We start from the raw sequence: 25,281 nt of genomic DNA, 5'->3' as shown, positions 1-25,281 counted from the left end.
TACACATAAACCTTTTAGCGATGAACTTTAAACTCTTACTCCAATTATCCGTCTTCGGGGTCATTATGGCATTTGGCACCATATCCTTAATTCCCGAAAATATTGAACCCGTTTTTTGGGTGCTGATATTTATTTTCTGCGCGGTGGTTATTGCCAAAGCATGCCCGGGTAAATATTTTTGGCATGGCTTTGTTTTAAGTTTTATAAACAGCGTTTGGATAACCATTGTGCACACCATTTTTTATGACAACTACCTGCCACATCACCCTAATATGGGGTCATTTGAATTGGGCAGGCACCCACGTTTAATGCTGATTTTGATGGCCCCGGTTTTCGGGATTATGTTCGGGCTGATACAGGGATTGTTTGCATTCGCAGCCTCAAAACTGGTGAAGAAAAATTAGGATCATTGCGTTTCGGCGGCGGCTTCGGCTTCCTGCCGTTCGCGCAGGTTGCGCATTATTTTGGTAAAACCCCTGTGATTTTTTTCCTCATCGTATAAAGGGAAAACCAGGCCGCTGCCCCAAAAACGCGAGCCATCTTTACGCATGTGATAGCGTTCATCTATGGCGCGGCCATTTGCTAAAGCACCATTCAACTCCTTTTCGGGCACACCAATAGCAATATCTTCCGGGGTGAAAAATATTTTAGCGCTAATCCCGATCACCTCTACCTCTTTATACCCCAATACATTTTCGGCACCCGAGTTCCAGCTGTTAATGTCGCCATTTTTGTCGGTGGTGATCACCGCGTAATCCTCCAGGCTTTCCAATACCTGGTGAAAAAATTCTTCGCTCATTCTGAAATAGCTATCGTCGAAAATATCACTGCTGGTAATGCTGTCGTTTATGGTATCATAATCCAGCATAATAAGGGTTTCGTTTATGCCAGTCGCCATTATCATCGGTTCGCGGGTTATTTTGTAAAAGGTTTCGTATCCTTCGGGCAGGTTATAAAGTTCAGGTTTTTTGCGTACCGGCTTTAAGGTTAGCGCCGCATCCATTGATGGCTCCGAGGCGGTGCTGGCCAGTAAATGAGTGTAACCCTTTTCTATCAGGTCGCCAAGCAATTGTGGAGTGAAGGGTATTTTCATGATACGGGGATATTATGCAAAAGGCCCCGGAAAACCGGGGCCTTATTTTTTTATAAAGAAATTTATATAGCAGTTGGCCTGCGAATAACGCCCAATATAACTGCAATAACGGCAATAACTAACAGCACGTGTATAAGGCTGCCCGCCGCGGTGAAAAATACGCCAATTGCCCAGCCTATGATGAGGATAACGGCAATGATATACAATAATGAATTCATGGTTGATAATTTAAAATGTTTTAGATACTGTGTTAGGTATAACATAAATAACATGCCAAAAAAAATTTAGCCATTTTAAAAGATGATATTGTAGGTATTTAACTACAAAGAAGTAAATAACACGAATTTTCACCTACGCCTATTTGTTTAATTTCAGTTCATTTTGTGCTTATTAATGAACATTGATTTTTGCTATCAACTGCCTGCCAATAGAGACGTCAAAGGTTTTTAACCGTAGAGGGCACCGGGGTGGCGCATAGGTGCACAGAGCTTTGCAATTGAATAATGAATTTGTAATGTTCATTTCAGATATGGACACTTTTATCAGTATTAATAGCTCTGTGTTTTTCTCTGCGTAACTCTGCGCGCTCTGCGGTTAAAATTTCGCTTTCAAAATTTGAGGTTAAACAAAAAACCCCTTCCCGAAAAATCAGAAAGGGGGTTCTTTAATAAGATCTTAATACCCTTACTGTTTCAGCCATTTTTTGCGCACGGCCAGTTGCTGTGCGGTAGGGTTTGGCAGTTCTTCGGCCTTGTACTGTACGCGGTTGTTGCGTAACAGGGTTACCGGCAGGCTGTAGGGTTTACCATCGCGTATAACAGCAACGGTTATTTTATCGCCAACTTTGCGGCCGTTCATAAGGGTGGTCATATCGGTAACGGGGGTGCCGTCTACCGATACAATTTCATCGCCAACGCTAATGCCATCTTTCCAGCCGGCACCATCGCGCAGCACCATACTCACAATTTTTTTGCCAGCAGGTTGGTTGCTTGCGGATACGCCGAGGGTTGGGTTATTGCTATCGGCCAGCTGATCGGTAATTTTGTAACCGGCGTAGCCAAGGTATTTGTTATAATCGATTGGGGCCAGGCCGTTGATGTATTTGGCATAAAAATCATCCAGGTTTTTGCCCGAGAACTTTTCGAAGGCCAGTTTAAACTCGGCATCGGTATAGCCGCGTTTTTTGCCTTTGTAGTAGGTGTTATACATGTATTTCATCACATCATCCAACGATTGTTTGCCGCCGGTAGCGTTCATGATCTCCAGGTCGAGCAGCATGCCCACTACCGCGCCTTTATCATAATAAGATATGCCGGTATTGTAAGAGTTCTCGTTGGGGCGGTACGCTTTTATCCAGGCATCAAAGCTGGCCTCGGCCAGGGGCTGCACTTTTGTGCCGGGCTGGTTCTCCACCGTGTTAATATCACCAACGGCGTCGCCAAGGTAGCTGTCTACCGAATACAGCTCGGCATGGCGGCGGATCAAATTCTGATAGTAGGCGGTAAAGCCTTCGGCTATCCAAAGGTTGGTGGTGTAATTTTCGGTCTCGTAATCAAACGGGCCCAATACAATAGGGCGCAGGCGTTTTACATTCCACAGGTGGAAATGCTCATGCGCTACCAGGCCTAAAAAGTTAATATAGCCGCTTTCGCTGCCATATTGCTCACGACTGGCACCTAATACAGTTGAGCTTAAGTGCTCCAAACCACCTCCGCCTCGTGCGCGGTTGTGTACAATAAAGGTGTAATGCTTGTTGGGGTTTTCGCCAAAAACAGCAGTTTCTGCTTCAACAACCTTAGCCATGTCTTTCTTCAGGCGTTCTTTATCATAATTGCCGCCACCGTACATGGCAACTTCGTATTTTACACCTGCAGCGTCGAAGCCGAAAACGTCCTGCGTACCTACTTCTATAGGCGAATCGTAAAGGATATCAAAGTTTGGCGAGGTAAGGGTAAACTGGTCGTCGCCAACTTTTTCCAGGCTGGTAGATACGGTGGTCCAATCCTTATAAGGAATTATTTTAATGCTTGATGGCTGGTTCAGCATCCCTTTAGGAAATAAAAATATGCCCGTGGTTGATAAAAAGCCATGTGTAATATCTACAAAGCTGGTACGTACCGATACTTCGAACGAATAAACTTTATATTTAACCACCACGGTTGATATGCCGGTGGTGTTGATATGCCAGGTGTTCTTGCTTGTTTTTGGGGCAGCAACAGCTTTGCCATTAGCGGTGGCTGTTAAGCTTTCGATGTTTTTGGCAAATTCCCTTATTAGGTACGAGCCGGGTGTCCAAACGGGCATTTTAAGATCGAGGGTGGGTTGCTTTAAGCCGCTTACAGTCATTTCTATATCGGCATAGTGTGCTTGTGCTTCGGGGAAGGTAACTTTATATGCTATTTTAGGGGGAACTACAGCGGCGCCGGCCGTGGAAATCTTCATAAGTAACAATATTAAATAAGCCAGGGCTAATGGTTTAAAAGTTTTCATGGCTGCAAGTTATAAATTTTTATGTTTTTTAATTGCAAAGCAAAAAATGCCAATGTTGTAAAATGGTTGATACAAGCAATCAAAATGCGCCCTAAGCGGTTAGTTTTGCGAATATTAACCAGTTGCAAGTTATAACCGATATACAATTATATTTGCTTGAATGAACAGTTACGAAGCCTTAATTAATCCGATCAAAACCCAATTACTTTGCCAATACGCCAAACATGAAAACTAAATACATTATCTATACGCTGCTGGCTTTATTGGTTGCCTTCCTTATTTATAATAAGTTTTTTAGCAAGCATGCTAAAGAGCGCGATGCTGTTACCGCAGGTGCGGGAGGCGGCGGCGGCGCAGGCGCAAAAGGCGGAAAGGGTGGCAAAGCAAACCCACCCGTATCTGTTGTGCTTATGGTGGTAAAAGACACCGCAGTAAGCAACCAGATAGATATTACCGGTACCATTGATGCCAACGAAAAGGTAAGCCTGATAAGCCAAACAGCCGGCAATATTACCGGTATATATTTTACCGAAGGCACTAAAGTAAGCAAAGGGCAATTGCTGGTAAAAGTTTACAACCAGGACCAGCAGGCAGCCCTCCAACAGATAAATGCGCAGATGGTATTGGCACGCGACATTAACAACCGCAACAAAATATTGCTGGAGAAAGAGGCGGTGAGTAAAGAGGAATACGAAACCTCGCTGTCATCTCTAAACGCAATGAAGGCACAGGCCGATGTGATAAGGGCGCAAATAAGCCGTACCGAGATCCGTGCTCCGTTTTCGGGAACCATTGGTTTGCGCAATGTTAGCCCCGGCGGTTATCTTTCGCCGTCAACGCCCATCGCTACCATCGTTAATATCGACCCGGCAAAACTTACCTTCTCGGTACCTGAACGTTACCTGCCTATTATTGGCAAGGGGAGCAAGGTGAGGTTTACCATAGAAAGTTCGCAGAAGGAATTTGCTGCAACGGTTTACGCTATTGAGCCGGCATTGGATGCTACATCGCGTACGATCACGGTGCGGGCAAAAGCGCCAAATTCGGGCAATTTGCTTACAGCAGGTTCATTCGCCAAGATAAATCTCACGCTCGACCAGATCCCTAAAACAATTATGGTACCAACCGAATGCGTTATCCCCGATTTGAAAAGCAGCAAGGTTTATGTTTATCAAAATGGTATAGCAGTGGCCAAATTTGTAAAAACCGACCTGCGTACTGACACCAAAATTCAAATTGTTGATGGGTTGAAACAGGGTGATAGCATAGTAGTGTCGGGCTTGATACAGATCCGCCCGAAATCGCCTTTGAAAGTTTTAAAAGTTATAGAATAACAATATGAGTTTATCGTCCGTAAGTATAAAAAGGCCTGTACTGGCAACGGTGATGTCGGTTGTTATTGTCGTATTTGGCGTAATTGGCTATACCTTTTTAGGAGTGAGGGACTTCCCTTCGGTAGATCCGCCCATTATATCCGTATCTACCAGCTACTCGGGCGCCAACGCCGATGTAGTAGAATCGCAAATAACCGAGCCACTGGAGAAAGCCATTAATGGCGTACCGGGTATTCGTAATATCTCCTCTACCAGTTCGGTAGGGAGCAGCAATATCACCGTAGAGTTTAACCTGGATGCCGACCTGGAAACCGCCGCGAATGATGTGCGCGATAAAGTGAGCCAGGCACAGCGCCAGTTACCGCAGGATATTAACGCACCGCCGGTAGTTACCAAAGCCGATGCCAGCGCGGATAACATTATCACCCTTACCGTTAGCAGCGATAAGCGCAACATTATGCAGGTGAATGATTTTGCCGAGAACGTGTTGCAGGAAGGTTTGCAAACCATCCCCGGTGTAAGTACTATCAACATACAGGGCCAGCGCCAGTACGCCATGCGCTTGTGGATAGACCCAACCAAGCTTTCGGCCCTGGGCTTAACAGCAACAGATATAGGTACCGCGCTGAACCGCGAGAACGTGGAGTTGCCCGCGGGTAAAATTGAGGGTAACAACACCGAGATCACCATCCGCGCGCTCGGCAAGCTCACTAACGAAAAAGATTTTAATAACCTCATTATTCGTGCTGATAGTAACCGGGTGATCAGACTGAATGATATTGGCTACGCGGTGCTGGGTTCGGCTAACGAAGAAACCTCACTGAAGGAATCTTTTGTACCGATGGTGGGCCTTAACGTGGTGCCACAGCCAGGAGCTAACTATGTGCAAATAGCCAAGGATTTTTATATCAGGTTGGCGCAGATCCAAAAAGACCTTCCGCCGGATATTAAGGTGAAAGTGGCTTTGGATAACACCAAATTCATTAATAACTCTATTGTAGAGGTGAAGGAAACGCTGCTAATATCATTTATATTGGTGGTGATCATCATCTACCTTTTCTTCCGCGATTGGCTCATCGCTTTCCGTCCGCTTATAGATATCCCGGTATCATTGATAGGGGCATTCTTTATCATGTATGTATTCGGTTACTCCATCAATATTTTAACCCTACTGGGCATTGTACTGGCCACCGGTTTGGTGGTGGATGACGGTATTGTGGTAACCGAGAACATCTACAAAAAAGTAGAAGGTGGCATGGCCATCAGGCAGGCCGCTTTCCAGGGTTCGGCGGAGATCTTCTTCGCGGTGGTATCCACTTCGGTTACATTGGCGGCTGTGTTTTTACCTATTATGTTCTTACAGGGTTTTACAGGCAGGCTGTTCCGCGAGTTTGCGGTAGTGGTGGCGGGATCGGTACTGATCTCTGCATTTGTGTCGCTGTCTTTAACACCAATGCTGAATGTAAAACTGATCCGCAAGAGCCAAAAGAAATCAAAATTCTACGAAAAAACCGAACCTTTCTTCGAAGGCATGACCAACGGCTACACCGAAACGCTCGTGAACTTCATGAAGAAAAAATGGGTATCGTTCGTGATATTAGGTGGTTCGCTTTTGCTTACGGGTGTGTTATTCAAAATTACCCCGTCGGAACTTGCCCCGCTTGACGACCGCAGCTTGCTGCGTTACCAGGTAACCGGTTCCGAAGGTGCAACGTACGAGTACATGACCCGTTACATGGATAAGGTGGCGCAGATAGTAGCTGATTCGGTGCCGGAAGCGAATGTGAACCTCGAGATCGTTTCGCCGTCATTTGGCGGCGGCGGTTCGGCCAACTCCGGTTTTGGCCGCGTTGGTTTGGTAGCGCCCGATAAGCGTACCCGTACCCAGCAACAAATAGCCGACTTTTTAAACAAAAAATTGCGTGCCATGCCCGATGCAAGGGCCATTGTAGTGCAAGAGCAAACAATAAGCGGTGGCGGTAGCGGCGCGCGCACCTCATTGCCGGTGCAATTTGTTATCCAAAACCAGGATTTTGAAAAGATCCGTAAGGTACTGCCCGATTTTTTTGCAGAGGTATCAAAAAGTCCGGTTTTCCAGGGAACAGATATCAACCTTAAATTTACCAAACCCGAGTTGCGTGTAACGACAGACCGCGACCGGGCCCGCGACCTGGGCGTTTCGGTAGAGGACATTGCCCAAACGCTGCAGCTTTACTATAGCGGCGGACGTTTAGATTATTTCCTCATCAACGGCAAACAATACCAGGTGATAGCCCAGGTAGATCGCGCCAACCGCGATCAGCCGCTGGATCTGAAATCGGTTTACGTGCGCAGTTCAAAAGGTAATTTGGTGCAGTTGGATAACGTAGTGAAGATCCAGGAAAGCGCCACGCCGCCCTCTATCTTCCACTTTAACCGGTATAAATCGGCAACTGTGCAAGCCGGGCTTGCGCCGGGTAAAACCGTGGGAGACGGCATAGCCGAAATGAACCGCATCTCGAAAGAAATGCTGGACGAAACTTTTAGTACCGCGCTAAGCGGCCCATCAAGAGATTACGCCGAAGGTTCATCAAACATCGCTTTCGCGTTCTTATTTGCCTTGTTGCTCATCTATTTAGTACTTGCCGCACAGTTCGAAAGCTTTGTGGATCCATTTATTGTAATGCTCACGGTGCCATTGGCTATATCCGGGGCATTCCTTTCACTATGGCTATTCGATCAAACATTTAACATCTTTAGCCAAATTGGTGTAATTACACTGGTGGGGCTGGTAACCAAAAACGGGATCTTGATTGTAGAATTTGCCAACCAGCGCATGGAGGCGGGCCTTGATAAATACGAGGCGGTGGTTGAGGCCGCTACCTCCCGTTTACGCCCAATATTAATGACGAGTTTGGCCGTAGTGCTTGGCTCAGTACCAATTGCTTTGGCTTTGGGTGCGGGTGCAAAAAGCCGTGTATCGTTAGGTATCGTAATTATTGGTGGGATGCTTTTCTCGCTGGTGCTTACGCTTTATGTAATACCAACCATGTACATGGTATTCGCTTCTAAAACCCGTAAGGACCCTGATGAAGAAACCGAAGAAGAAGCGGCGGCAATTCACCCAACGCATATTATTATTCAAAAACATTAAGCAGCAATGAAGATCAAATATTTAATAGGCTTAATTTTTTGCTGCACGGCTTTTACAAACGCCACCGCGCAGGATGCCCCGGTGCTTACCCTGCGCGATGCAGTGGAGATTGCATTAAAGAACAATTATAACATTAAGCTGTCGCAAAATAACGCGGCCATATCGGGCAATAACGTAACGCTGGGTAACGCGGGCTTTTTGCCAACAGTAACGGGCAACCTTACCCAAAACAGCAGCATACAAACCACCAAGCAAACCCGTAGCGACGGTACGGTGAACGACATTAAAAATGCGCACAACAGTAATTTAAACTACGGCGTAAATCTCAATTGGACGATATTCGATGGCTTTGCTATGTTCGCCACTTACGACCAGTTAAAACAGCTGGATAAGCTTGGTGCCATCCGCCTGCAGGATACCATCCAAAGCACAGTGGCCAACGTTATTAATACGTATTACAACCTCATCAGCCAAAACGAACAGATAAAGGCATTGCATGGCGCCATAGATATTTCGCGTACGCAATTACGGTACTCCAATGATAAGTTTACCGTTGGGCGGGTTTCGAGGTTAGAGGTATACAACGCCCAGGTGAATTTGAATACCGATACTGCAGCGCTTATTGTTCAATTGCAGCAATTTAAAAGCAGCAAAATTCAGCTGAACCAGCTACTGGTACGCGATCTGCAAACCGATTTTTCGGTAGGTGATACCATAGTGGTAGATCGCTCCCTGATTTTGGGCGATATCATTAGCAAAGCGCAAACACAAAACCCGGGTATCCTGTCCTCGCAAATAAATAAACGCCTTGCAGACATCAACCTGAAACAAGTGCGCAGTACACGTTACCCTGTTGTAGGGCTTACGTCTGGTTATACCTTTACCAAAAATAAAACGCCGGCGGGTTTTACCCTACAGCAAAACGCGCATGGCTTTGCTTACGGGGTGGTAGCATCTATCAATATATTCGATGGTTTAAACCAGTGGAGAAGAGAACGCAACGCAAAACTGCAGATAGATAACGCCGATATCGACTACAAAAAAACGATGCTGGAAGTAGAAGCACAGATCAGCAACTTCTATGTTTCTTACCTTTCGGGGCTGGACTTGATCAAAATAGGGCAATCTAACGTGGAACTGGCGCGCAAAAACCTGGAGATCTCTTTAGAAAAATACAGGCTGGGAAACATCACCCCGCTGGAGATCCGCGAGGCGCAAAGGAACTACCTGGATGCGCAATCCACCTTCTTTTCGGCACAATACCAAAGCAAAATGGCCGAGGTTACTTTAAAGCAAATTACCAATAGTATTAATATTCAATAAAGTATATTTAATTGCTTTAAAAGATTATTTTTGAACATGCCTGTTCGCTATAAAATTTGTTTGCTCATCGATGATAATTACATCGATAATTTTGTGACGCGCAAAATTTTAGAGAGCGGCAATTTTGCGGAGAAAATTATTGTTCAACAGTCGCCCGTAGACGCTTTAGCCGCTATGAGGCAAGGGCTTCTTAAGCCGGATGTTATTTTTTTAGATATCCGGATGCCGGCGATGACCGGGTTTGAGTTTTTAGAAGAATACGATAAACTGGACCTGGATCTGGAAAATCCGGTGAAGATCTTCATGTTGTCGTCCTCACTGGATCCAACCGATATGAACAATTCGCGAAATAGCAGGCATGTAGCGCAATTTATTCATAAACCACTTACTTACGAGGCGCTCGAAGAACTTAGCACATGATATTAGTAGCAGATAGCGGGTCATCCAAAACAGACTGGCTGCTTTCGGGGCCGGATGGCGAGCCAAAGGCATTCAGGTCGGTAGGATTAAACCCATACTTTCATACCGAAAAGGAAATTCTAAAAATACTCCAGGAGCAGATAACCGACCTGTTGCCGTACGCCCCGCAGATAGCAGAAATATATTTTTTTGGTGCAGGCTGTTCCAGTCCCGACAGGCACGAGATCGTTTCCAACGCTTTGAGCGTGTTGTTCCCGCAATCCTACATCAGTGTAGATAGCGATCTTCTGGCTTCGGCATACGCCACCTGCGGGCACGAGAAGGGCTTTTGCTGCATCCTGGGCACCGGCTCAAATATTTCTTTTTTTGACGGAGAGGAAATTCACGACGGGCAGCATGGCCTGGGTTATGTATTGGGTGACGAGGGGGCAGGTACCATCATTGGCAAAACACTCGTAACCGATTTTTTATACGATAAAATGCCTGCCGACATCCACGCGGAATTTAACGAAGCTTACCATTTGGATAAGGAAATAGTGATCAAGAACGTATACCAAAAGCCGGCTGCAAATTCTTACCTCGCATCCTTCTCCCGCTTTATTGCTAAAATCCGCCAAACCGAATACGCGCAGTCCCTCCTCAAAAACATCTTCCAGGAGTTTGTAGATACCAACATTAAATCGTACCCCCAATACAACAAATTCAAATGCCACTTTGTGGGCTCCATCGCTTTTATCTTCTCTATCGAATTAAAAGCCGTGTGCGAAGAGAACGGGGTGCATGTAGGCAAGATCATCCGCCAACCCATAACCGATCTGCTGGAGTTTATGGTGAAGAGGAACGGGTAGCATTTAAAAAAAACGTCATGCTGCTTGTTTCAGCGCCCCACTCGCACAGTACCGACCATGCAATCGCCATCTCATTCGTTGCTGCCGCGAATCAGTGCAGCATATCTCGTTGTTTGCCATTTGTCAAAAGCATTCTCATTTAGAAAAATGGCAGCTGATAGCTGCTCGGTGCGTTACTACGAGTTGAAAACTCGCGGCAACGGCGAACAATAAGCATTATTCATAGGGCGGTAACGGGAATTGTTTTAAAGGCGAAAAATCGCCTTTAAATATATCAAGTTCGTAAAGTTCATTATCAGTGCTAAGGTTTAAGGTGATGCTTAATAGGACTCCATCAAAGTCGGTAAGTGTATCTATACGGGCAATTTCAGCTTTCATAGTTTGTTTTTTACTGATTTTAGGGATGAATTTCAGGCTGCCCATTTTGCCGTCTTTCATTTCTTCAACCTGTAGATCGGCCAGTTTTTGCAAAAAATGATCGCAGTTGGGCACCTGCTTTAGCAAATGGCTGATCAAATCAATTTCTTCTTTTTTTAGCAGCCTCATAATTTTAATATTAAACTAAACAACCGCAGCTCTTTTTCTGAAAATCGACTTTATCGTTAAAAACACTATCCCCAACACCGCCAAAATGCTTCCCATCTTTGGCAGGTAATCGCCATGCGCTACATAAAACGTTATATCGCTGTTGAGGTTGATATCGTGTTTAAGCGCAGTTTTCACCCACCATTTGCTTTGCTTTACTACATCCCCACGTTGGTTGATGAATGCAGAGATGCCCGTATTGGCAGATTGACATACCCAGCGGCGGGTTTCTATGGCGCGTAGCTTGGCGTAATCCAGGTGCTGATCTTTACCCGAGGTGTTTTCCCACCAGCCATCATTGGTAATAATGGCGATGAACTCCGAACCTTCCCTTACCGATCTGGCCACCCATTCGCCCCAGATAGAATCGTAACAAATCACCGGCGTTACGCCAATACCGCTTTGCGAATAAAGTACGCTGGGTTTGGGTTGTATAGTGTAATTGCCCGTGGCTCCGCCCAAATGTGCAAATACCGGTTTTAGAAACGAAAGCACATTGCCAAAAGGCAGCGATTCTGCTCCTGGTACCAGGCGCGATTTATGGTACACCTGTACTTTGGCAGAGTTCTCGATGTTGATAGCGCTGCTGTAATGGTCCCAAAAACCGCCGTTGGGCGTGGGGCTGGCCGTTTGGTTAACTTGCTTATCATACAAGCGGTAGGTTTCGCCACCCGTAATTACGTTGCCGTTTTTATATCTATTTAGGAAACTCCTTACCTGTAAGTAATAGCTGTTGTTAAGTATATGGTCTTCATCCATGTATTCCACAATGGCAGTTTCGGGCCAGATGAAAAATTCTGTGTTACGTTGGGCAAGCGAATCCGACAGTTTAGTTAGCGTTTCTATCTGGTTATAAACCGGGATAGTGCCTTCCTTTTCATATGGGTCGATATTGGGCTGAGCGATGACAATGTTGGCCGGGTTTACGTGTTCCTCGTAACTGTAATATCGGGTTAGCGAAATACCCAGCGGCAGTATCAATGTAAGCGTAACGCTGATGATGAGCTTCGACCGCAGTTTTTTTGTTTGCACTTCCCGTAATCCCACATAAAGTAAAAACAATAGGATGTTTATAGCCCATACCCAAATGGTGCCGCCATAAACGCCGGTGTATTCGTACCACTGCACCCATTGGTGCGATACCGCGAAACCGTTGCCAAGCGTCATCCAGGGGAAGTTAAGATCCCAGCTTTGGTGCAGGTATTCGTAGCCTATCCAAAAGCAAACCAGCCCGATAAGCCCGATGGTTCGGTTGGTTTTTAACCGCAGGCGGTAATATAGCCAACATGCCGTGCTCATCAATAACGGCCCCAGCGCGTAAGGTATCAGCGTAACGGGTAGGGCCACCACCGGGCCGATGATCTTGAGCGCGTTATATACCCAGTAAACGCACAACGTATTCCAAACAAAAAAGCCCAGAAAGGTAGTGTTGAAGATCTGTTTACCCTTTTTAGCCGAGGTAGATTGGATAATGTTCTCCATTGCCAGTAGCATAGGCACGAATCCTAAAAACAGAATGAACGTGGTATACGGCGTAGGCGGCCAGGCTATCCAAAGCAATAGTCCAGAGGATATGGATAAGGAGATGTTTTTTTTCATTAAGTAGTTTTTTTGCCGGCTTCTTCCGCAATTTTGTGGGCGTTAAATTCCTGCGTTTTTCCCCTCGGGATGGTGAGTGAAGCCCAGTTGCTATCAGCCGCCATTTTGGCGATAAATACAATTTGCCCTACATGGTAAGGGTAATGCGCCAGTTGCCGGTTTATGGCATCGGTTACGGTATGCAGCTCGTTACGGATAAATACTTCGGTATGCCAGTTACCTTCGTTTAGTGTATTCAGTGTTGCGAAAAGGCAGGCCCACCCTTCGTTCCATTTGGCTAATAATTCTTCGCGGGTGACAATATCGTTATCAAACTCGGCTTCTCGTTCGCGCCAGGGTTTTTCGCCATCGGTGGTTAAAAAATCCGTCCAGCGGGAAAGCATATTACCCCGAAGATGCTTTACAATAGTGGCTATGCTGTTACTTTCGGGGTTGTGCTGCCAAAACAGGGCATCGTCCGGCACCTGCGCCATGGCACGTTCGCCAACGCTTTTGTAATATTCAAATTGCTTTATCGCGCTTTGTAAAAAGGTATGCATATTGTTATACGCTGGTTAATCTTCGTCGTCCTCGTCGCTATACTTCCGCTTCTTTTTATCCACCTCAACAGGCGCCGCCCCGGCAATGCACATCACAAATTCGCCTTTTAGCGGGTGTGTTTCAAAATAGGTTTTCACCTCGGTCACTGTCCCGCGTACGGTTTCTTCGAACATCTTGGTCAGCTCGCGCGAAACGGATACTTGCCTGTCGGCACCCCAATAGGTTGCCATTTCTTCCAGCGTTTTTAATAAACGGTGCGGCGATTCGTAAAGTATCAACGTGCGCTCTTCGGTAGCTAATTGTTTATAACGGGTTTGGCGGCCTTTTTTTAGCGGTAAAAAACCTTCAAAACAAAACTTATCGGTAGGGAAGCCGGAGTTCACCAGCGCGGGTACAAATGCGGTAGCACCGGGCAGGCATTCCACAGCGATGTTGAATTTCAAGGCCTCGCGCACCAGGAAAAAGCCGGGATCAGATATTGCGGGCGTACCTGCATCAGATATCAGCGCCACGTTTTGCCCCATCAGCAGGAATTTGATGATCTCGTTACTGCTTTGATGCTCGTTATGCTGATGGTGGGCAAACACTTTGTTCTGGATCTCGAAATGTTTCAGCAAGGGGGCGGAGGTGCGTGTGTCCTCGGCCAGTATCAAATCGGCTTCCTTTAAAATACGGATGGCCCTAAAGGTCATATCCTCCAGGTTGCCGATGGGTGTGGGTACTAAGTAGAGTTTACCGGTTGGTGTTGAGTTCATGGATGATGGTTCATCGTTCATGGTAGCTGCACTTAGCTAATTGCGATTCGGCTATGAACCATCAACCACAAACCATCAACTAATTTATATCTTTGCCTAAAAATTATAATAATGCTGCAAGTTAGTTATATCCGTGATAACAGGGAACAGGTTTTAGAACGTTTGGCTGTAAAAAATTTTAAACAGCCCGAATTGATAGATGAGGTGATAGCACTTGATTTGCAATTGAAAGAAATTGACTCAAAAATTCAATATAAACAATCGGAGGTTAATGCAGCCAGTAAGGCTATTGGGGAAATGAAACGTGCAAAGCGTGAGCCCAATACTGAATCCTTGATTACGCTTACCGTTTATAAAAAAGAAATACAAGAGTTAACCCCACAACGCGATTTGATCGCTAAATCGTTGCAGGATAAAATAGTTTTGCTGCCCAACCTGCCGCATTCATCCGTACCTAAGGGCATTACTCCCGAGGAGAACGAAGTTGTGCTGGAGAACGGCTCTATCCCTGAACTGCCTGTCGGCGCCTTGCCGCACTGGGAATTGGCTACTAAATACAACCTCATAGATTTTGAACTTGGTGTTAAAATAACCGGGGCTGGTTTCCCGGTATACAAAGGCAAAGGTGCCAAATTGCAACGCGCGCTAATCGCTTTCTTTTTAGATGAAGCTGAAAAAGCCGGTTACGATGAAGTAATGCTGCCGCTGATGGTGAACGAAGCTTCTGGCTTTGGTACCGGGCAATTGCCGGATAAAGAAGGACAAATGTATTTTGTAGGACAGGACAACCTGTATCTGATACCAACTGCTGAAGTGCCTATCACCAATCTGTACCGCGATGTGATATTAAAAGGCGACGAATTGCCTGTCCGTAATACAGGTTACACCCCATGCTTCCGCCGCGAGGCTGGTTCTTACGGTGCGCACGTACGCGGACTAAACCGTTTGCACCAGTTTGATAAAGTAGAATTGGTACAGGTGGTACACCCCGACACTTCTTACGATGTGCTGGAGCAGATGAGCCTGCATGTACAAAGCCTGCTGCAAAAGCTTGGACTGCCATACCGCGTGCTGCGCCTTTGCGGTGGCGATATGAGCTTTACAGCCGCGCTTACTTACGATATGGAAACCTGGAGTGCCGCGCAAGGCCGCTGGCTGGAGGTATCTTCTGTATCAAACTTCGAAACTTTCCAAAGCAACCGCTTAAAACTACGGTTCCGCAACGCCGAGGGTAAAACACAATTAGCGCATACGCTTAACGGCAGCGCATTGGCTTTACCGCGTATAGTGGCCACATTGCTGGAGAATAACCAAACCGAGAAAGGTATTAAAATACCGGAGGTATTGGTGCCATATACTAAGTTTGAGTGGATAGATTAAATTGATTTGTTATTCCCAATACTCACTCCGCCACGTCATTACGAGGAACGAAGCAATCTCCCGATATACAAATCCGCCATGCAAAGCGTTTATGCATAGTTCTGAGATTGCTTCGTGCCTCAGCAATGACGGGTAGTTATAAAGCGAAAAGAGCGGCACCTGCCGCTCTTTTCGCTTTATAACTATAATTTCAAGGGTTAACATAACTTAACACAATTTCAATTTATATTTTGTAAGTATCTAACAGTAAGTAAGTTAAAAAATTACAGGGTTAACATTTTTTTCGATAATATACTGTCACCATAAATTTCAAATCTTTTACTATAAAACCGTAAAGACCATTAATTGGTCTACATCCCCTTCGTTATCGCCTGGTAAATAGCATCCTGTATTCTTGGGCGGATATTGAGGCTGCCGAGTTTACTGCTTACGTTGGGGTGCACGCGGTTAGACAGGAACACATACACCAAACCGTATTTAGGATCTACCCAAACACAGGTGCCGGTAAAACCCGTGTGCCCGTATGCCTGGTTGGAGGCTAATTCCGACGGGTATTTATGTTCGGGTATCGGGTCCCAGCGGTCAAAGCCTAATCCCCGGCGACTTACAGCGCTTTGTTTAGAGCTGAACAGGTCAACCGTTTCTGGTTTGATGTATTGTATGCCGCCGTATGTACCGCGATTCAGCATCATCTGGTAAAGGATGCCTATATCGTTTGCACTGGCAAACAAGCCCGCATGGCCCGCAACACCGCCCATCAGGGCCGCGGTTGGGTCGTGCACATAGCCGTCGATTAACGTGTGGCGGTCCTTTTTATCGTCTTCTGTTGGCGGTATCCTGTTCGTCGGGAAACGGTTCAGCGGCAAATATCCCGCGGTTTGCATGCCCAGCGGGTTATAAAATTGCTGCTGCACATAGTTGTTGATCGGTGTAGATGTAATGGTTTCAACAATCTGCTGCATAATGCACATACCCACATCACTGTACACGTATTGCCCACGGGTCTTTACAGGCGAGTTTAGCATATCGGGCCACATTACCTGTTCAAAATAATTTTTCCGCAGGTAGTAATTCTCATTCACCTTGGTAGGGAAGTTTGCAGAAGAATCAACACTGTAATCGGTCGGTTTTATTTTGCCGAAGGTTTGGATATCGGGGATCAACCCTGCCTGGTGCTCCAGCAATTCGCGCACGGTTAGGGTTTTGATATTGCTTTTACGCGCCAGGGCCAGGTAGGTACTGGTGGTAGAATCAAGCGCCAGTTTACCCTGATCGTAAAGCTGCATGGTTTCCATGGTGGTAGCCGAGATCTTGGTCATCGAGGCCACATCAAAAATATCGGTTATCCTGTCGGGGATTTCGTTCTCATAGGTGTGGTAACCGTACGCTTTATTAAAGATCACCTTGCCGTCTTTTATCACCATTACCACGCAACCGGGGGTAGCCTGGCTTCTGATGGCTTCTTTGGCAATTTTATCAATCTCAGATAAATTATCGGTTTTGATGCCTGCATCTTCGGGTACGGTATATTGTAAGCGGGTTTTGGAAGTGAGGAAACCGACCCCGTTCTTGTACTTAGGTGTATAAGTTCTTGTGAGTTTTTGGGTAACGGCCACTCCGCCAAAAATTGCCTGTGCGCTAAACATGGCTGATACCGGCGAAAGCCTTGCCGACCACAGCACCGGTGCGGTAATATCATTCAGTTTTACTAACGATGCCGCACTACCCAACAGCGATACTACCACACTCTTCAATTTTTGATTGGTGCTGATAAAATCGATGATCTGGGGATTATTCAGGTCGGCATCTGTTAGCTGAACAATGAGGGTGGTGTAGAACTTGGTATCCAACGAAAGCGCATCCAACGTTTTTACCCCAAGGTAATCGTTGCCGTTGAAGGGCTGCACTTTAGTATATTTATTCAGCAGGCTGTCGAAAGCCGCGTTGTATGTACTCGAAAAATGAATACTGGCTATTTTGGCAACGTCGAGGTTTTGCAGGGGGATAACCTGTTTCTCGTTGTTTAACAATACGGTGCTTAGCTCAACCGCTTTCTCTTCCTGTACGTAAGCTTTACCGGTAAAGGGTGGGTTTTGTGCACATGCCGAATTAAAAACTACAAACCCCGATAAAAGCAGCAGATAGATAAACTGCTTATTTCTTCTCATAAACCTTAACACCATTTATATATGTCTTTATTACTTTCACATTAGGCAATTCGCTGCCGGCTACCTTCATAATATCTTTATCCAGTATTACAAAATCGGCGTATTTGCCAACCGCTATACTGCCTTTTTCGTTCTCCTCAAAATTGGCTTTTGCCGCCCATGTGGTCATCCCTTTTAAAGCTTCGGTGCGGCTTAGCGCGTTATCCATCTGGAAACCGCCGGCGGGTAAGCCTTTCAGGTCCTTACGAACCACCGCAGCATAAAACGTGTACATAGGGTTTATATTTTCTACCGGGAAATCTGTTCCCAGCGGGATCCAGCCATTTTGTTTCATCAGGTCCTTGTAAGCATAAGCGCTTTTAAGGCGGGCAGACCCCAGGCGGTTAACGGCCCATGCCATATCCGACGTGGCGTGTGTAGGCTGTACTGATGGTATAATATTGTATTCGCCAAAATATTTAACATCCTCCGGCGATACAATTTGCGCATGCTCTACGCGCCAGCGTTTATCGTTTTTGCCTTTCAACGCAGCGGCATATACTTTTAATATCATCCGGTTTGCCGAATCGCCAATGGCATGTGTACACATCTGGAACCCTTTATCGGCAATCTTTTTGGCTATTTCCTCAAAATGGGCCTTGTTACTTAGTAAAAAGCCATTCCAGGCGGCTTTATCGGCATATGGTTTTAACAAACATGCACCCCTCGAACCAAGGGCTCCATCGCCATAAACTTTAAACGACCGTACGTTAAGACCGGGCGTTTTATAAGCACCGCGTTTAAAAAGGTACTCGTAGTTTTCTTCTTTATCGGCAAGCATCACGTACATGCGCATTTTAAGGTCGCCTTTGTGCTGCAGGGCGGCTATAGTGCTCACCATGGTGTAAGGCAACCCGCAATCGTCAACAGTAGTTAAACCAACAGCAAAGCAATTGCGTTGCGCGGCCAGCAGGGCCGATTGTACCACCTGCTCGTTTGGCTCGGGTATTTTACGGGTTACTATCCCTACGGCGTTATCTACCAATATGCCGGTTAGCTTACCGTTAACGGTTTCTATTTGCCCGCCTGTAATGGTTTGTCCGGGTTTAATACCGGCGATGTTTAAAGCGGCCTGGTTGGCAATAGCGGCGTGCCCGTCTATCCGGCTTAAAATTACCGGGCGTACCGGGAACAGCGAATCCAGTTTAGCTTTGTTGGGGAATTGCTTAACAGTCCAGATGTTCTGATCCCAGCCGTTGCCGATGATCCAGCCGTCGGTATTGTGGCGCGAGTAGGCACTTACGGTATCTACAATGGCGTTCCAGCTTTTGCTGCCAACCAGGTTTACTTCCTGCAAGCCTAAGCCATATTCATAAAAATGAGTGTGTGCATCAATAAAGCCCGGGTAAACAGGTTTACCGCCTGCATCTATGGTTTCTTTGGCAAAATATTTTTGTTCGAGGGTATCGCTTTTGCCAACGGCTATGATCTTTCCGTTACTTATCACAAAGGCATCGGCGGTGGAGAAGGTACTATCTACGGTATATACAAGGGCATTTTTAACAAGCGTGTCGGCGTTGTATTCTTTTTGCTTACACGCGGCAACAAGGACAAAGAGCAGGGGCCACAATTTCTTCATAAATAAACAGGTGGATGTAAATAGATAAACGTAAATACTATATACAAGTATGTAAAGGTAAAGTTATGTCTTCAAATAATTAATTCATGATTTAATTGATTTTAGTTTGTGGTAACATATATCAAAGCGGGCCGCTAACTTTAAATATTCGTCACTCCAGCCATTCAACATAGATAATTCTTGAAACTGACCAGTAGCGGCAAAAAGCACATTAATCTCCGGCAATATTTGAGCATTTTCGTACTCGAGTTTTGAGATACAATTTTCTATGTCGGTTAGAGCGTCGGTAGCACAGCCCCAGTAAGTATATAAAAAATCGGTTTGATCGTTGATCTTACTTCGAATGACCGACAGAATTTCAATTATTTTTTGAAAGTCATTAAGTGAGTTATTTATATCTGCCATAGTGTACTATCGGAACTATCCATTGCCAAACAATAAAGTTATGCAATCAAATAATTAATTTAGCATCGAAAAAGTTCCCGGCGAAAGTTGGGAGGAGGGAAATACTTTAAATGCCAGATATAATACAGCTTTTACCCGATTCGGTAGCCAACCAGATAGCCGCAGGCGAAGTGGTGCAGCGCCCCGCATCGGCCGTAAAAGAATTGATAGAGAACGCCATAGATGCAGGTGCCGATAAGATACAGCTGATACTAAAGGATGCCGGTAAAGCGCTGATACAAGTTATTGATAACGGCTGCGGCATGAGCTTAACGGATGCCCGTATGTGTTTTGAACGCCACGCTACCTCGAAAATTCGCAAGGCGGAAGACCTTTTTGCCATCCGTACCATGGGTTTCAGGGGCGAAGCGATGGCTTCTATAGCCGCTATTGCGCAGGTGGAACTGAAAAGCCGCCGCCACGAGGACGAACTGGGTACCTGTATTTTTATAGAGGGCAGCGAAGTGCTAAGCCAGGAGCCATGCTCGGCCAATACGGGTACGTCCATCTCCATTAAGAACCTTTTTTATAATACCCCCGCCCGCCGCAATTTTTTAAAAAGCAACCCGGTGGAGATGCGCCACATCATCGATGAGTTTCAACGCGTAGCGCTGGCCAACCCACAGGTGTTTTTAACCATGCACCACGATGGACAGGAAGTATATCACCTGCCCTCGGCATCGTTAAAGCAGCGTATTATTCATTTATTGGGCAATAATTATAACCAAAGACTGGTGCCGGTAGAGGAAGATACCACCATCATCCGCCTCAATGGCTACGTTGGTAAGCCCGAGTTTGCCCGCAGAACGCGTGGCGAGCAATTCTTTTTTGTAAACAACCGTTTTATAAAAGACGCTTATTTGAACCATGCTGTGCTTACGGCTTTTGAGGAGTTGCTGCCGGATGATACCTACCCGCTGTACGTGCTTTTTATTGATATCGATCCATCCAAGATAGATATCAATGTACACCCCACAAAAACCGAAATAAAATACCAAGACGAGAAGGCCATTTATGCCATTATCCGCTCTGCGGTAAAGCGTTCGTTGGGTAAATACAACATTACGCCAACGCTCGATTTCGACCAGGAGAACAGCATCGGGCACCTTATTACGCAAAAACCTTTCGAGGAAATTGTGCAGCCAACCATTGCCTTCAACCCCGATTTTAACCCCTTCGCGGCGGAGAAACGCCCGGAGCGGGAGTTGCCTTTTCTCCGCGACAATAACAATCCTCGCACCGCCATCCCAAAAAACTGGGATACGCTTTACGAGATCGCCAAAAAAGAGGAAAGCCTGCAGCACGAGATGCACGCCAGTCCGGCCACGTCTATCAACGAGCAGGAAATAACTAAAAGTGGCGAGAAGCAATTCTTCCAGGTACACAACCGGTTTATCCTGTCGCAGATAAAATCGGGCTTTATGCTCATCCACCAGCAATGGGCGCACGAGCGTATTTTGTACGAGCGTTTTTTACACCAATTGCAAACGCATAGCGGGCTGAGCCAGCAAAGCTTATTTCCGCAATCTGTTACACTAAACAGCAGCGATTTTGAGTTATTGAGAGAGCTTTTGCCAGATATACGCGCGCTGGGTTTTGATGTGCGCGAGTTTGGCAAAAACACGGTAGTGGTAGAAGGTATCCCGGCGGATATCAACAATGCCAATGAGCACGAACTGCTGGAGCAATTACTGGAAGGGTTTAAAAACAACCTGGCCATTTTAAAGTTGGATAAGCGCGATAACCTGGCGCGGTCGCTGGCGCGCAATGCCGCCATTAAAACCGGTGTAAAACTCTCCATGGAGGAAATGAACCAATTAATTGACCAGCTTTTTGCCTGCCAGATGCCAAATTTGGCGCTGAACGGCAAGCCTGTAATTACTACCTTTACGCTGAACGAATTAGCCGAGAGATTTGAAAAATAGCCATTAGGCTTTTAAAATATTTTATAAAGAACATGCAATCACCATTTGCCAATTTAACACCGGTTGTTAAAAACCTTATTATTATCAACATTATTGTTTACATAGCCATGTTTGCGCTTGGGGATTACGTGAATTTAGTAAAGTACCTTGCGGCGTTTTATTTTAATTCGCCGAATTTTAAACCATGGCAAATTATAACGTATATGTTCATGCACGATCCCGGCGGTATTTCGCATATCCTGTTTAACATGTTTGCCTTGTTTTCTTTTGGACCTATATTAGAATCAACCCTTGGATCGAAGAGGTTTTTCAACTTTTATTTTATTACAGGTATAGGTGCTTTGTTATTGCACATGTTTGTACAGGGTTTGGAAGTGCATAACCTTATCGGTTCTTTCACATTAGGGGGCGCTGATGTTAACAATATTAGTGAAGCCGCGCTGCAATCGGTTTACAGTATTTATCGAACACCAATCTTAGGGGCATCGGGTGCTATTTTTGGGGTATTGGTTGGTTTTGGGATGCTGTTTCCAAATTTAGAATTGATGATACTTTTTATACCGGTACCCGTAAAAGCCAAATACATTATACCGGTTTATATAGTGCTGGAGTTATTCCTGGGCGTTAAGCAGTATTCGGGCGATTCGGTCGCGCACTTTGCCCACCTTGGCGGGGCATTATTCGGCTTTTTGCTGATTAAGCTTTGGGGCGTTAAAAGGCCAAACAATTATCAGTAATATTTATTAGTTACATAGTAATTACAGCTGTTTTATATGAACACCCTCTGGAGAGATATTCAATACAAACTATTAAAGTCGGGCAATAAACTTACCCTGCTTATAGGTATAAACGTTATTGTTTATTTGGGTATCAATGTGCCGGCAATTCTGGAACAACTGTTCAGAGAATTCGGCCATAGTGCCATTATTGAGTTTACCAACAAATACTTGCTGCTGCCTGCCGATCTGCACACCCTGCTTTACCGTTTTTGGACGCCCTTCACCTACATGTTTATGCATGCGGGCCCGCTTCATATACTGTTTAATATGCTTTGGCTATATTGGTTTGGGCAGATCTTTGAAGAATACCTGGGCAATAAGCGCACTATCGGCCTCTATTTGTTAGGCGGGCTTACCGGAGGGATTTTATTCGTAGCCGCTTATAATATATTCCCGGCTTTTACCAGTATGAATGCGGCTGCCGGCGGCGTTATTGTTGGCGCATCGGCAAGTGTTATGGCTATTATTGTGGGTACTGCTACTTTATTGCCAAACTATACCATCTCCCTTATCCTTATCGGCCCGGTTAAGCTTAAATGGGTAGCCCTGTTTATTGTGATATTGGATTTTTTAAGCATAGCGGGAAGCAATGCTGGTGGCGAAATTGCCCACCTTGGCGGGGCCTTATTTGGCTTTGTTTATATTAAGCAGATGCAAAAAGGTAATGATTGGATAGGCAGCATCAATAAACTGTTTCAGCCTAAACCAAAAATGAAGGTGGTGAGCTACAATGCCCCTCAAAAAAAGTCTACTAATTTGCCCAGTCAGGAAGAAATTGATCGTATTTTAGATAAAATTTCTGTTTCGGGACAAAATAGCCTGAGCAAGCAGGAAAAGGAAACACTACTCCGAGCAAGCAACAATAATGAAGGATAAAAAAAGCTTAGGTTTTTTTGGCAGAATAATCTTATGGATCAATTATGCATTGTGCCTGGCTTTATTGCTTAGTTACCTTGCCCCATACCTCGATCCGCGCAAGGCCTGGCTTATCGCCTTCTTCGGCCTGGCCTATCCGCCGCTATTATTGTTTAATGTAATTGCCGTTGTGTACTGGCTGTTGAGGCGCAGGCTGTATTTTCTATTATCGGTAATTACCATCCTCATTGGTTATAAAGTATTGTTGAACAATGTCGGCTTCCGTTTACCTACTATAATAGGTGCATCAACCGACCCGGGCGTGTTGCGGATAATGACGTATAACGCGCACGATTTTAAACGTTACGGCTCCAATAACGATATCTCCACCAAACACGAGATCCTCGAATTGATCAAACAAAACAACCCGGACATCATCGGCATACAGGAATTTTACACCCGTAAGCGCGGCCAGTACGATATGATCGATTCTATCAAAAAGATCATGAATAGCGAGTTCTATTATTTTGAACCGTTTGATGTGAATTACGACCAGGCGTCCGGCATGGCCATATTTTCCAGGTATCCTATTTTTAATTTCGGGCTGGTATCGCTATCCGGTAAAATGACGGGGAACCAATGCCTTTTTGTAGATATCCAGAAAAACGACAAAAAAATACGGCTTTACAGCATGCACCTGCAATCGATCAAATTTGAGCCGGAAGATTATAAATACCTGGGCGAGGTATCCAAAAAAGGGAAAACAAACATGACGGCCACCAAACGGCTGGGCACCAAACTCAAAACAGCGTTTTTAAAACGTGCCGAACAGGTGTACACCGTTAAGGCGCACGCTAAAGAATGCCCGTACCCATACATTTACTCGGGCGATTTTAACGATACGCCTGCATCCTTTGCCGTTAACCAAATGGAGGTGGGGATGAAGAACACTTTCCGCGAAAAAGGTTCGGGTATGGGGCGTACCTACAATGGCGATTTCCCCAATTACCAGATAGATTATATTATGGTGAGCCCACAGTTTAAAGTGCTGGGCTACGATATTATCAAAAAGAAACTTTCCGACCATTACCCCGTTACGGCTGTTGTGGCATTAAAATAATTGAACAATTAGAGCGATAAACCCATCATGAAAGTTTTGGTAACCGGCTCGTCCGGTCAGTTAGGCTCAGCCACGGTAACCCACCTTAAAGCTTACGGGCATGCAGTTACCGGCATAGATACGATGCCTGCAGCTACTACAGATCAACTCATCGATATAAAAGACAAGGGAGCCGTTGACACCATAACCAAGGGCTTCGATGCTATCATCCATACCGCCGCCCTGCATGGCAAACATTTCGAGTTGAATTACCCGCGCGAGGCTTTTATCCAAACCAATATTCTGGGTACGCTGAATTTGCTGAATGCCTGTGTAGCCAATGGTGTTAAAAAATTTCTGTACACCAGTACCACATCTATTTATGGCGAAGCATTGGTGGATAAAGATAAGGCCGTTTGGGTGGATGAAACTTTAACAGAACGCCCCCGCGATATCTACGACATTACCAAGCAAACCACCGAGCAACTTTGCCGAGACTTTTTTTATAAGGAGGGCTTGCAAACATCAGTATACAGGGTTGGCCGTTTTTTACCCGAGGATGATAACCTCAAAACAAACCACCGCCTTTACCGCGGACTGGATGAGCGCGACGGTGCCGAAGCCCTGCGGCTGGCCTTGGGCACAGAGTTTACCGATTTCGAGATCTTCAACATCAGCAGCGGGTCGCCATTTAAACAAGAAGATGTGGTGCAGTTGAAGCATTCGCCATTGAGCGCCATATTAAAGTATTACCCGGAAGCAGAAGGGATCTATAAGGCCAGGGGCTGGGCCTTTCCGCAAAGTATAGATAGGGTTTATGTATGCGATAAGGCAAAACGTTATTTTAACTACCGGCCTAAGTACACTTTTGAATATTTATTGAATAGTTAAGT

22 protein-coding genes are annotated in these 25,281 nt (G+C 45.5%); 12 read left to right on the top strand and 10 right to left on the bottom strand.

All coding sequences use genetic code 11. The annotated features are described in order from the left end of the window. Positions 1-20 precede the first annotated feature (20 nt). Entirely contained in the window at positions 21-404 is a 384-nt protein-coding gene (locus ABIX36_RS04100) for a hypothetical protein (protein WP_348080893.1), read from the top strand. A gap of 2 nt (positions 405-406) precedes the next feature. On the opposite strand, the gene ABIX36_RS04095 is transcribed toward ABIX36_RS04100, so the two are convergent. The 3 genes from ABIX36_RS04095 to ABIX36_RS04085 form a co-directional block, all read right to left on the bottom strand. Further along, positions 407-1,093 (bottom strand): PAS domain S-box protein, encoded by a 687-nt coding sequence (locus ABIX36_RS04095; protein ID WP_348080892.1) that lies wholly within the window; start codon positions 1,091-1,093, stop codon positions 407-409. 62 nt (positions 1,094-1,155) lie between these two features. Continuing rightward, on the bottom strand, positions 1,156-1,311 hold the full coding sequence (locus ABIX36_RS04090) for a lmo0937 family membrane protein (protein ID WP_348080891.1): 156 nt from the start codon (positions 1,309-1,311) through the stop codon (positions 1,156-1,158). 466 nt (positions 1,312-1,777) lie between these two features. Further along, positions 1,778-3,583, bottom strand: a complete 1,806-nt coding sequence (locus ABIX36_RS04085; protein WP_348080890.1) for a PDZ domain-containing protein — start codon at positions 3,581-3,583, stop codon at positions 1,778-1,780. A gap of 224 nt (positions 3,584-3,807) precedes the next feature. On the opposite strand from ABIX36_RS04085, the gene ABIX36_RS04080 reads away from it, so the two are divergent. Genes ABIX36_RS04080 through ABIX36_RS04060 form a run of 5 tightly spaced genes read left to right on the top strand, consistent with a single transcriptional unit; the run spans position 3,808 to position 10,641 of the window. Further along, complete coding sequence (locus ABIX36_RS04080; protein WP_348080889.1) at positions 3,808-4,917, top strand: efflux RND transporter periplasmic adaptor subunit; 1,110 nt, start codon at positions 3,808-3,810, stop codon at positions 4,915-4,917. Between the two features lie 4 nt (positions 4,918-4,921). After that, a complete protein-coding gene (locus ABIX36_RS04075; protein ID WP_348080888.1) occupies positions 4,922-8,050 on the top strand; it encodes an efflux RND transporter permease subunit in 3,129 nt (1,042 codons plus the stop codon). A 6-nt stretch (positions 8,051-8,056) separates the two neighbouring features. Then, positions 8,057-9,373 carry a TolC family protein gene (locus ABIX36_RS04070; protein ID WP_348080887.1) on the top strand — a complete coding sequence of 439 codons (1,317 nt, stop codon included), beginning with the start codon at positions 8,057-8,059 and terminating at the stop codon, positions 9,371-9,373. Positions 9,374-9,409: 36 nt separating this feature from the next. Continuing rightward, positions 9,410-9,793 carry a response regulator gene (locus ABIX36_RS04065; RefSeq protein ID WP_348080886.1) on the top strand — a complete coding sequence of 128 codons (384 nt, stop codon included), beginning with the start codon at positions 9,410-9,412 and terminating at the stop codon, positions 9,791-9,793. Further along, the gene (locus ABIX36_RS04060; RefSeq protein WP_348080885.1) at positions 9,790-10,641 is read left to right on the top strand and encodes an N-acetylglucosamine kinase; all 852 of its coding nucleotides are present in this window, start codon (positions 9,790-9,792) and stop codon (positions 10,639-10,641) included. Before ABIX36_RS04065 ends, ABIX36_RS04060 begins: the two co-directional genes overlap by 4 nt. Before the next feature lie 216 nt (positions 10,642-10,857). Here ABIX36_RS04060 and ABIX36_RS04055 read toward each other — a convergent pair whose 3' ends face one another. The 4 genes from ABIX36_RS04055 to rsmI are packed head-to-tail and all read right to left on the bottom strand — an operon-like array spanning position 10,858 to position 14,141. Beyond that, positions 10,858-11,187: a hypothetical protein gene (locus ABIX36_RS04055; RefSeq protein ID WP_348080884.1), complete on the bottom strand. Its 330-nt coding sequence runs from the start codon at positions 11,185-11,187 to the stop codon at positions 10,858-10,860. 15 nt (positions 11,188-11,202) lie between these two features. Further along, positions 11,203-12,825 carry an apolipoprotein N-acyltransferase gene (gene lnt, locus ABIX36_RS04050; protein WP_348080883.1) on the bottom strand — a complete coding sequence of 541 codons (1,623 nt, stop codon included), beginning with the start codon at positions 12,823-12,825 and terminating at the stop codon, positions 11,203-11,205. Continuing rightward, positions 12,825-13,364: a DUF1572 family protein gene (locus ABIX36_RS04045; RefSeq protein ID WP_348080882.1), complete on the bottom strand. Its 540-nt coding sequence runs from the start codon at positions 13,362-13,364 to the stop codon at positions 12,825-12,827. The genes lnt and ABIX36_RS04045 overlap by 1 nt, the downstream gene beginning before the upstream one ends. 15 nt (positions 13,365-13,379) lie before the next feature. Further along, positions 13,380-14,141: a 16S rRNA (cytidine(1402)-2'-O)-methyltransferase gene (gene rsmI / locus ABIX36_RS04040; protein ID WP_348080881.1), complete on the bottom strand. Its 762-nt coding sequence runs from the start codon at positions 14,139-14,141 to the stop codon at positions 13,380-13,382. A gap of 90 nt (positions 14,142-14,231) precedes the next feature. On the opposite strand from rsmI, the gene serS reads away from it, so the two are divergent. After that, positions 14,232-15,500 carry a serine--tRNA ligase gene (gene serS / locus ABIX36_RS04035; protein ID WP_348080880.1) on the top strand — a complete coding sequence of 423 codons (1,269 nt, stop codon included), beginning with the start codon at positions 14,232-14,234 and terminating at the stop codon, positions 15,498-15,500. A gap of 350 nt (positions 15,501-15,850) precedes the next feature. Here serS and ABIX36_RS04030 read toward each other — a convergent pair whose 3' ends face one another. The 3 genes from ABIX36_RS04030 to ABIX36_RS04020 form a co-directional block, all read right to left on the bottom strand. Then, entirely contained in the window at positions 15,851-17,668 is a 1,818-nt protein-coding gene (locus tag ABIX36_RS04030; protein WP_348080879.1) for a serine hydrolase, read from the bottom strand. Continuing rightward, positions 17,655-19,286: an amidohydrolase gene (locus ABIX36_RS04025; RefSeq protein ID WP_348080878.1), complete on the bottom strand. Its 1,632-nt coding sequence runs from the start codon at positions 19,284-19,286 to the stop codon at positions 17,655-17,657. Before ABIX36_RS04025 ends, ABIX36_RS04030 begins: the two co-directional genes overlap by 14 nt. A gap of 84 nt (positions 19,287-19,370) precedes the next feature. Beyond that, entirely contained in the window at positions 19,371-19,691 is a 321-nt protein-coding gene (locus ABIX36_RS04020; protein WP_348080877.1) for a hypothetical protein, read from the bottom strand. A 110-nt stretch (positions 19,692-19,801) separates the two neighbouring features. Between ABIX36_RS04020 and mutL the strand changes: the two genes are divergently transcribed. From mutL to ABIX36_RS03995, 5 genes are read left to right on the top strand one after another with little or no spacing between them, the layout of a single operon-like run. After that, positions 19,802-21,655: a DNA mismatch repair endonuclease MutL gene (gene mutL / locus ABIX36_RS04015; RefSeq protein ID WP_348080876.1), complete on the top strand. Its 1,854-nt coding sequence runs from the start codon at positions 19,802-19,804 to the stop codon at positions 21,653-21,655. 32 nt (positions 21,656-21,687) lie between these two features. Then, positions 21,688-22,392: a rhomboid family intramembrane serine protease gene (locus ABIX36_RS04010; RefSeq protein ID WP_348080875.1), complete on the top strand. Its 705-nt coding sequence runs from the start codon at positions 21,688-21,690 to the stop codon at positions 22,390-22,392. Between the two features lie 36 nt (positions 22,393-22,428). Then, a complete protein-coding gene (locus ABIX36_RS04005) occupies positions 22,429-23,310 on the top strand; it encodes a rhomboid family intramembrane serine protease (protein ID WP_348080874.1) in 882 nt (293 codons plus the stop codon). Beyond that, complete coding sequence (locus ABIX36_RS04000; RefSeq protein WP_348080873.1) at positions 23,300-24,409, top strand: endonuclease/exonuclease/phosphatase family protein; 1,110 nt, start codon at positions 23,300-23,302, stop codon at positions 24,407-24,409. Before ABIX36_RS04005 ends, ABIX36_RS04000 begins: the two co-directional genes overlap by 11 nt. 27 nt (positions 24,410-24,436) lie before the next feature. After that, positions 24,437-25,279: an NAD(P)-dependent oxidoreductase gene (locus ABIX36_RS03995; protein WP_348080872.1), complete on the top strand. Its 843-nt coding sequence runs from the start codon at positions 24,437-24,439 to the stop codon at positions 25,277-25,279. Positions 25,280-25,281: the final 2 nt, after the last annotated feature.

Origin of the sequence: Mucilaginibacter sp., from assembly GCF_039925265.1 — a bacterium.
Taxonomy (GTDB): domain Bacteria; phylum Bacteroidota; class Bacteroidia; order Sphingobacteriales; family Sphingobacteriaceae; genus Mucilaginibacter.
The sequence above is the reverse complement of the archived record's forward strand: the minus strand, read 5'-3'. Positions and strand labels throughout refer to the sequence as shown.

Excerpts from the sequence above, each read along its gene's own strand:
- ABIX36_RS04010 (WP_348080875.1), top strand. The coding sequence starts at position 21,688 with ATGCAATCACCATTTGCCAATTTAACACCGGTTGTTAAAAACCTTATT.
- ABIX36_RS04095 (WP_348080892.1), bottom strand. The coding sequence starts at position 1,093 with ATGAAAATACCCTTCACTCCACAATTGCTTGGCGACCTGATAGAAAAG.
- ABIX36_RS04030 (WP_348080879.1), bottom strand. The coding sequence starts at position 17,668 with ATGAGAAGAAATAAGCAGTTTATCTATCTGCTGCTTTTATCGGGGTTT.
- ABIX36_RS04000 (WP_348080873.1), top strand. The coding sequence starts at position 23,300 with ATGAAGGATAAAAAAAGCTTAGGTTTTTTTGGCAGAATAATCTTATGG.
- ABIX36_RS04080 (WP_348080889.1), top strand. The coding sequence starts at position 3,808 with ATGAAAACTAAATACATTATCTATACGCTGCTGGCTTTATTGGTTGCC.
- ABIX36_RS04085 (WP_348080890.1), bottom strand. The coding sequence starts at position 3,583 with ATGAAAACTTTTAAACCATTAGCCCTGGCTTATTTAATATTGTTACTT.
- ABIX36_RS04045 (WP_348080882.1), bottom strand. The coding sequence starts at position 13,364 with ATGCATACCTTTTTACAAAGCGCGATAAAGCAATTTGAATATTACAAA.
- lnt (WP_348080883.1), bottom strand. The coding sequence starts at position 12,825 with ATGAAAAAAAACATCTCCTTATCCATATCCTCTGGACTATTGCTTTGG.
- ABIX36_RS03995 (WP_348080872.1), top strand. The coding sequence starts at position 24,437 with ATGAAAGTTTTGGTAACCGGCTCGTCCGGTCAGTTAGGCTCAGCCACG.
- ABIX36_RS04100 (WP_348080893.1), top strand. The coding sequence starts at position 21 with ATGAACTTTAAACTCTTACTCCAATTATCCGTCTTCGGGGTCATTATG.
- ABIX36_RS04070 (WP_348080887.1), top strand. The coding sequence starts at position 8,057 with ATGAAGATCAAATATTTAATAGGCTTAATTTTTTGCTGCACGGCTTTT.
- mutL (WP_348080876.1), top strand. The coding sequence starts at position 19,802 with ATGCCAGATATAATACAGCTTTTACCCGATTCGGTAGCCAACCAGATA.
- ABIX36_RS04060 (WP_348080885.1), top strand. The coding sequence starts at position 9,790 with ATGATATTAGTAGCAGATAGCGGGTCATCCAAAACAGACTGGCTGCTT.
- ABIX36_RS04075 (WP_348080888.1), top strand. The coding sequence starts at position 4,922 with ATGAGTTTATCGTCCGTAAGTATAAAAAGGCCTGTACTGGCAACGGTG.
- ABIX36_RS04065 (WP_348080886.1), top strand. The coding sequence starts at position 9,410 with ATGCCTGTTCGCTATAAAATTTGTTTGCTCATCGATGATAATTACATC.
- ABIX36_RS04055 (WP_348080884.1), bottom strand. The coding sequence starts at position 11,187 with ATGAGGCTGCTAAAAAAAGAAGAAATTGATTTGATCAGCCATTTGCTA.
- serS (WP_348080880.1), top strand. The coding sequence starts at position 14,232 with ATGCTGCAAGTTAGTTATATCCGTGATAACAGGGAACAGGTTTTAGAA.
- ABIX36_RS04025 (WP_348080878.1), bottom strand. The coding sequence starts at position 19,286 with ATGAAGAAATTGTGGCCCCTGCTCTTTGTCCTTGTTGCCGCGTGTAAG.
- ABIX36_RS04090 (WP_348080891.1), bottom strand. The coding sequence starts at position 1,311 with ATGAATTCATTATTGTATATCATTGCCGTTATCCTCATCATAGGCTGG.
- rsmI (WP_348080881.1), bottom strand. The coding sequence starts at position 14,141 with ATGAACGATGAACCATCATCCATGAACTCAACACCAACCGGTAAACTC.
- ABIX36_RS04020 (WP_348080877.1), bottom strand. The coding sequence starts at position 19,691 with ATGGCAGATATAAATAACTCACTTAATGACTTTCAAAAAATAATTGAA.
- ABIX36_RS04005 (WP_348080874.1), top strand. The coding sequence starts at position 22,429 with ATGAACACCCTCTGGAGAGATATTCAATACAAACTATTAAAGTCGGGC.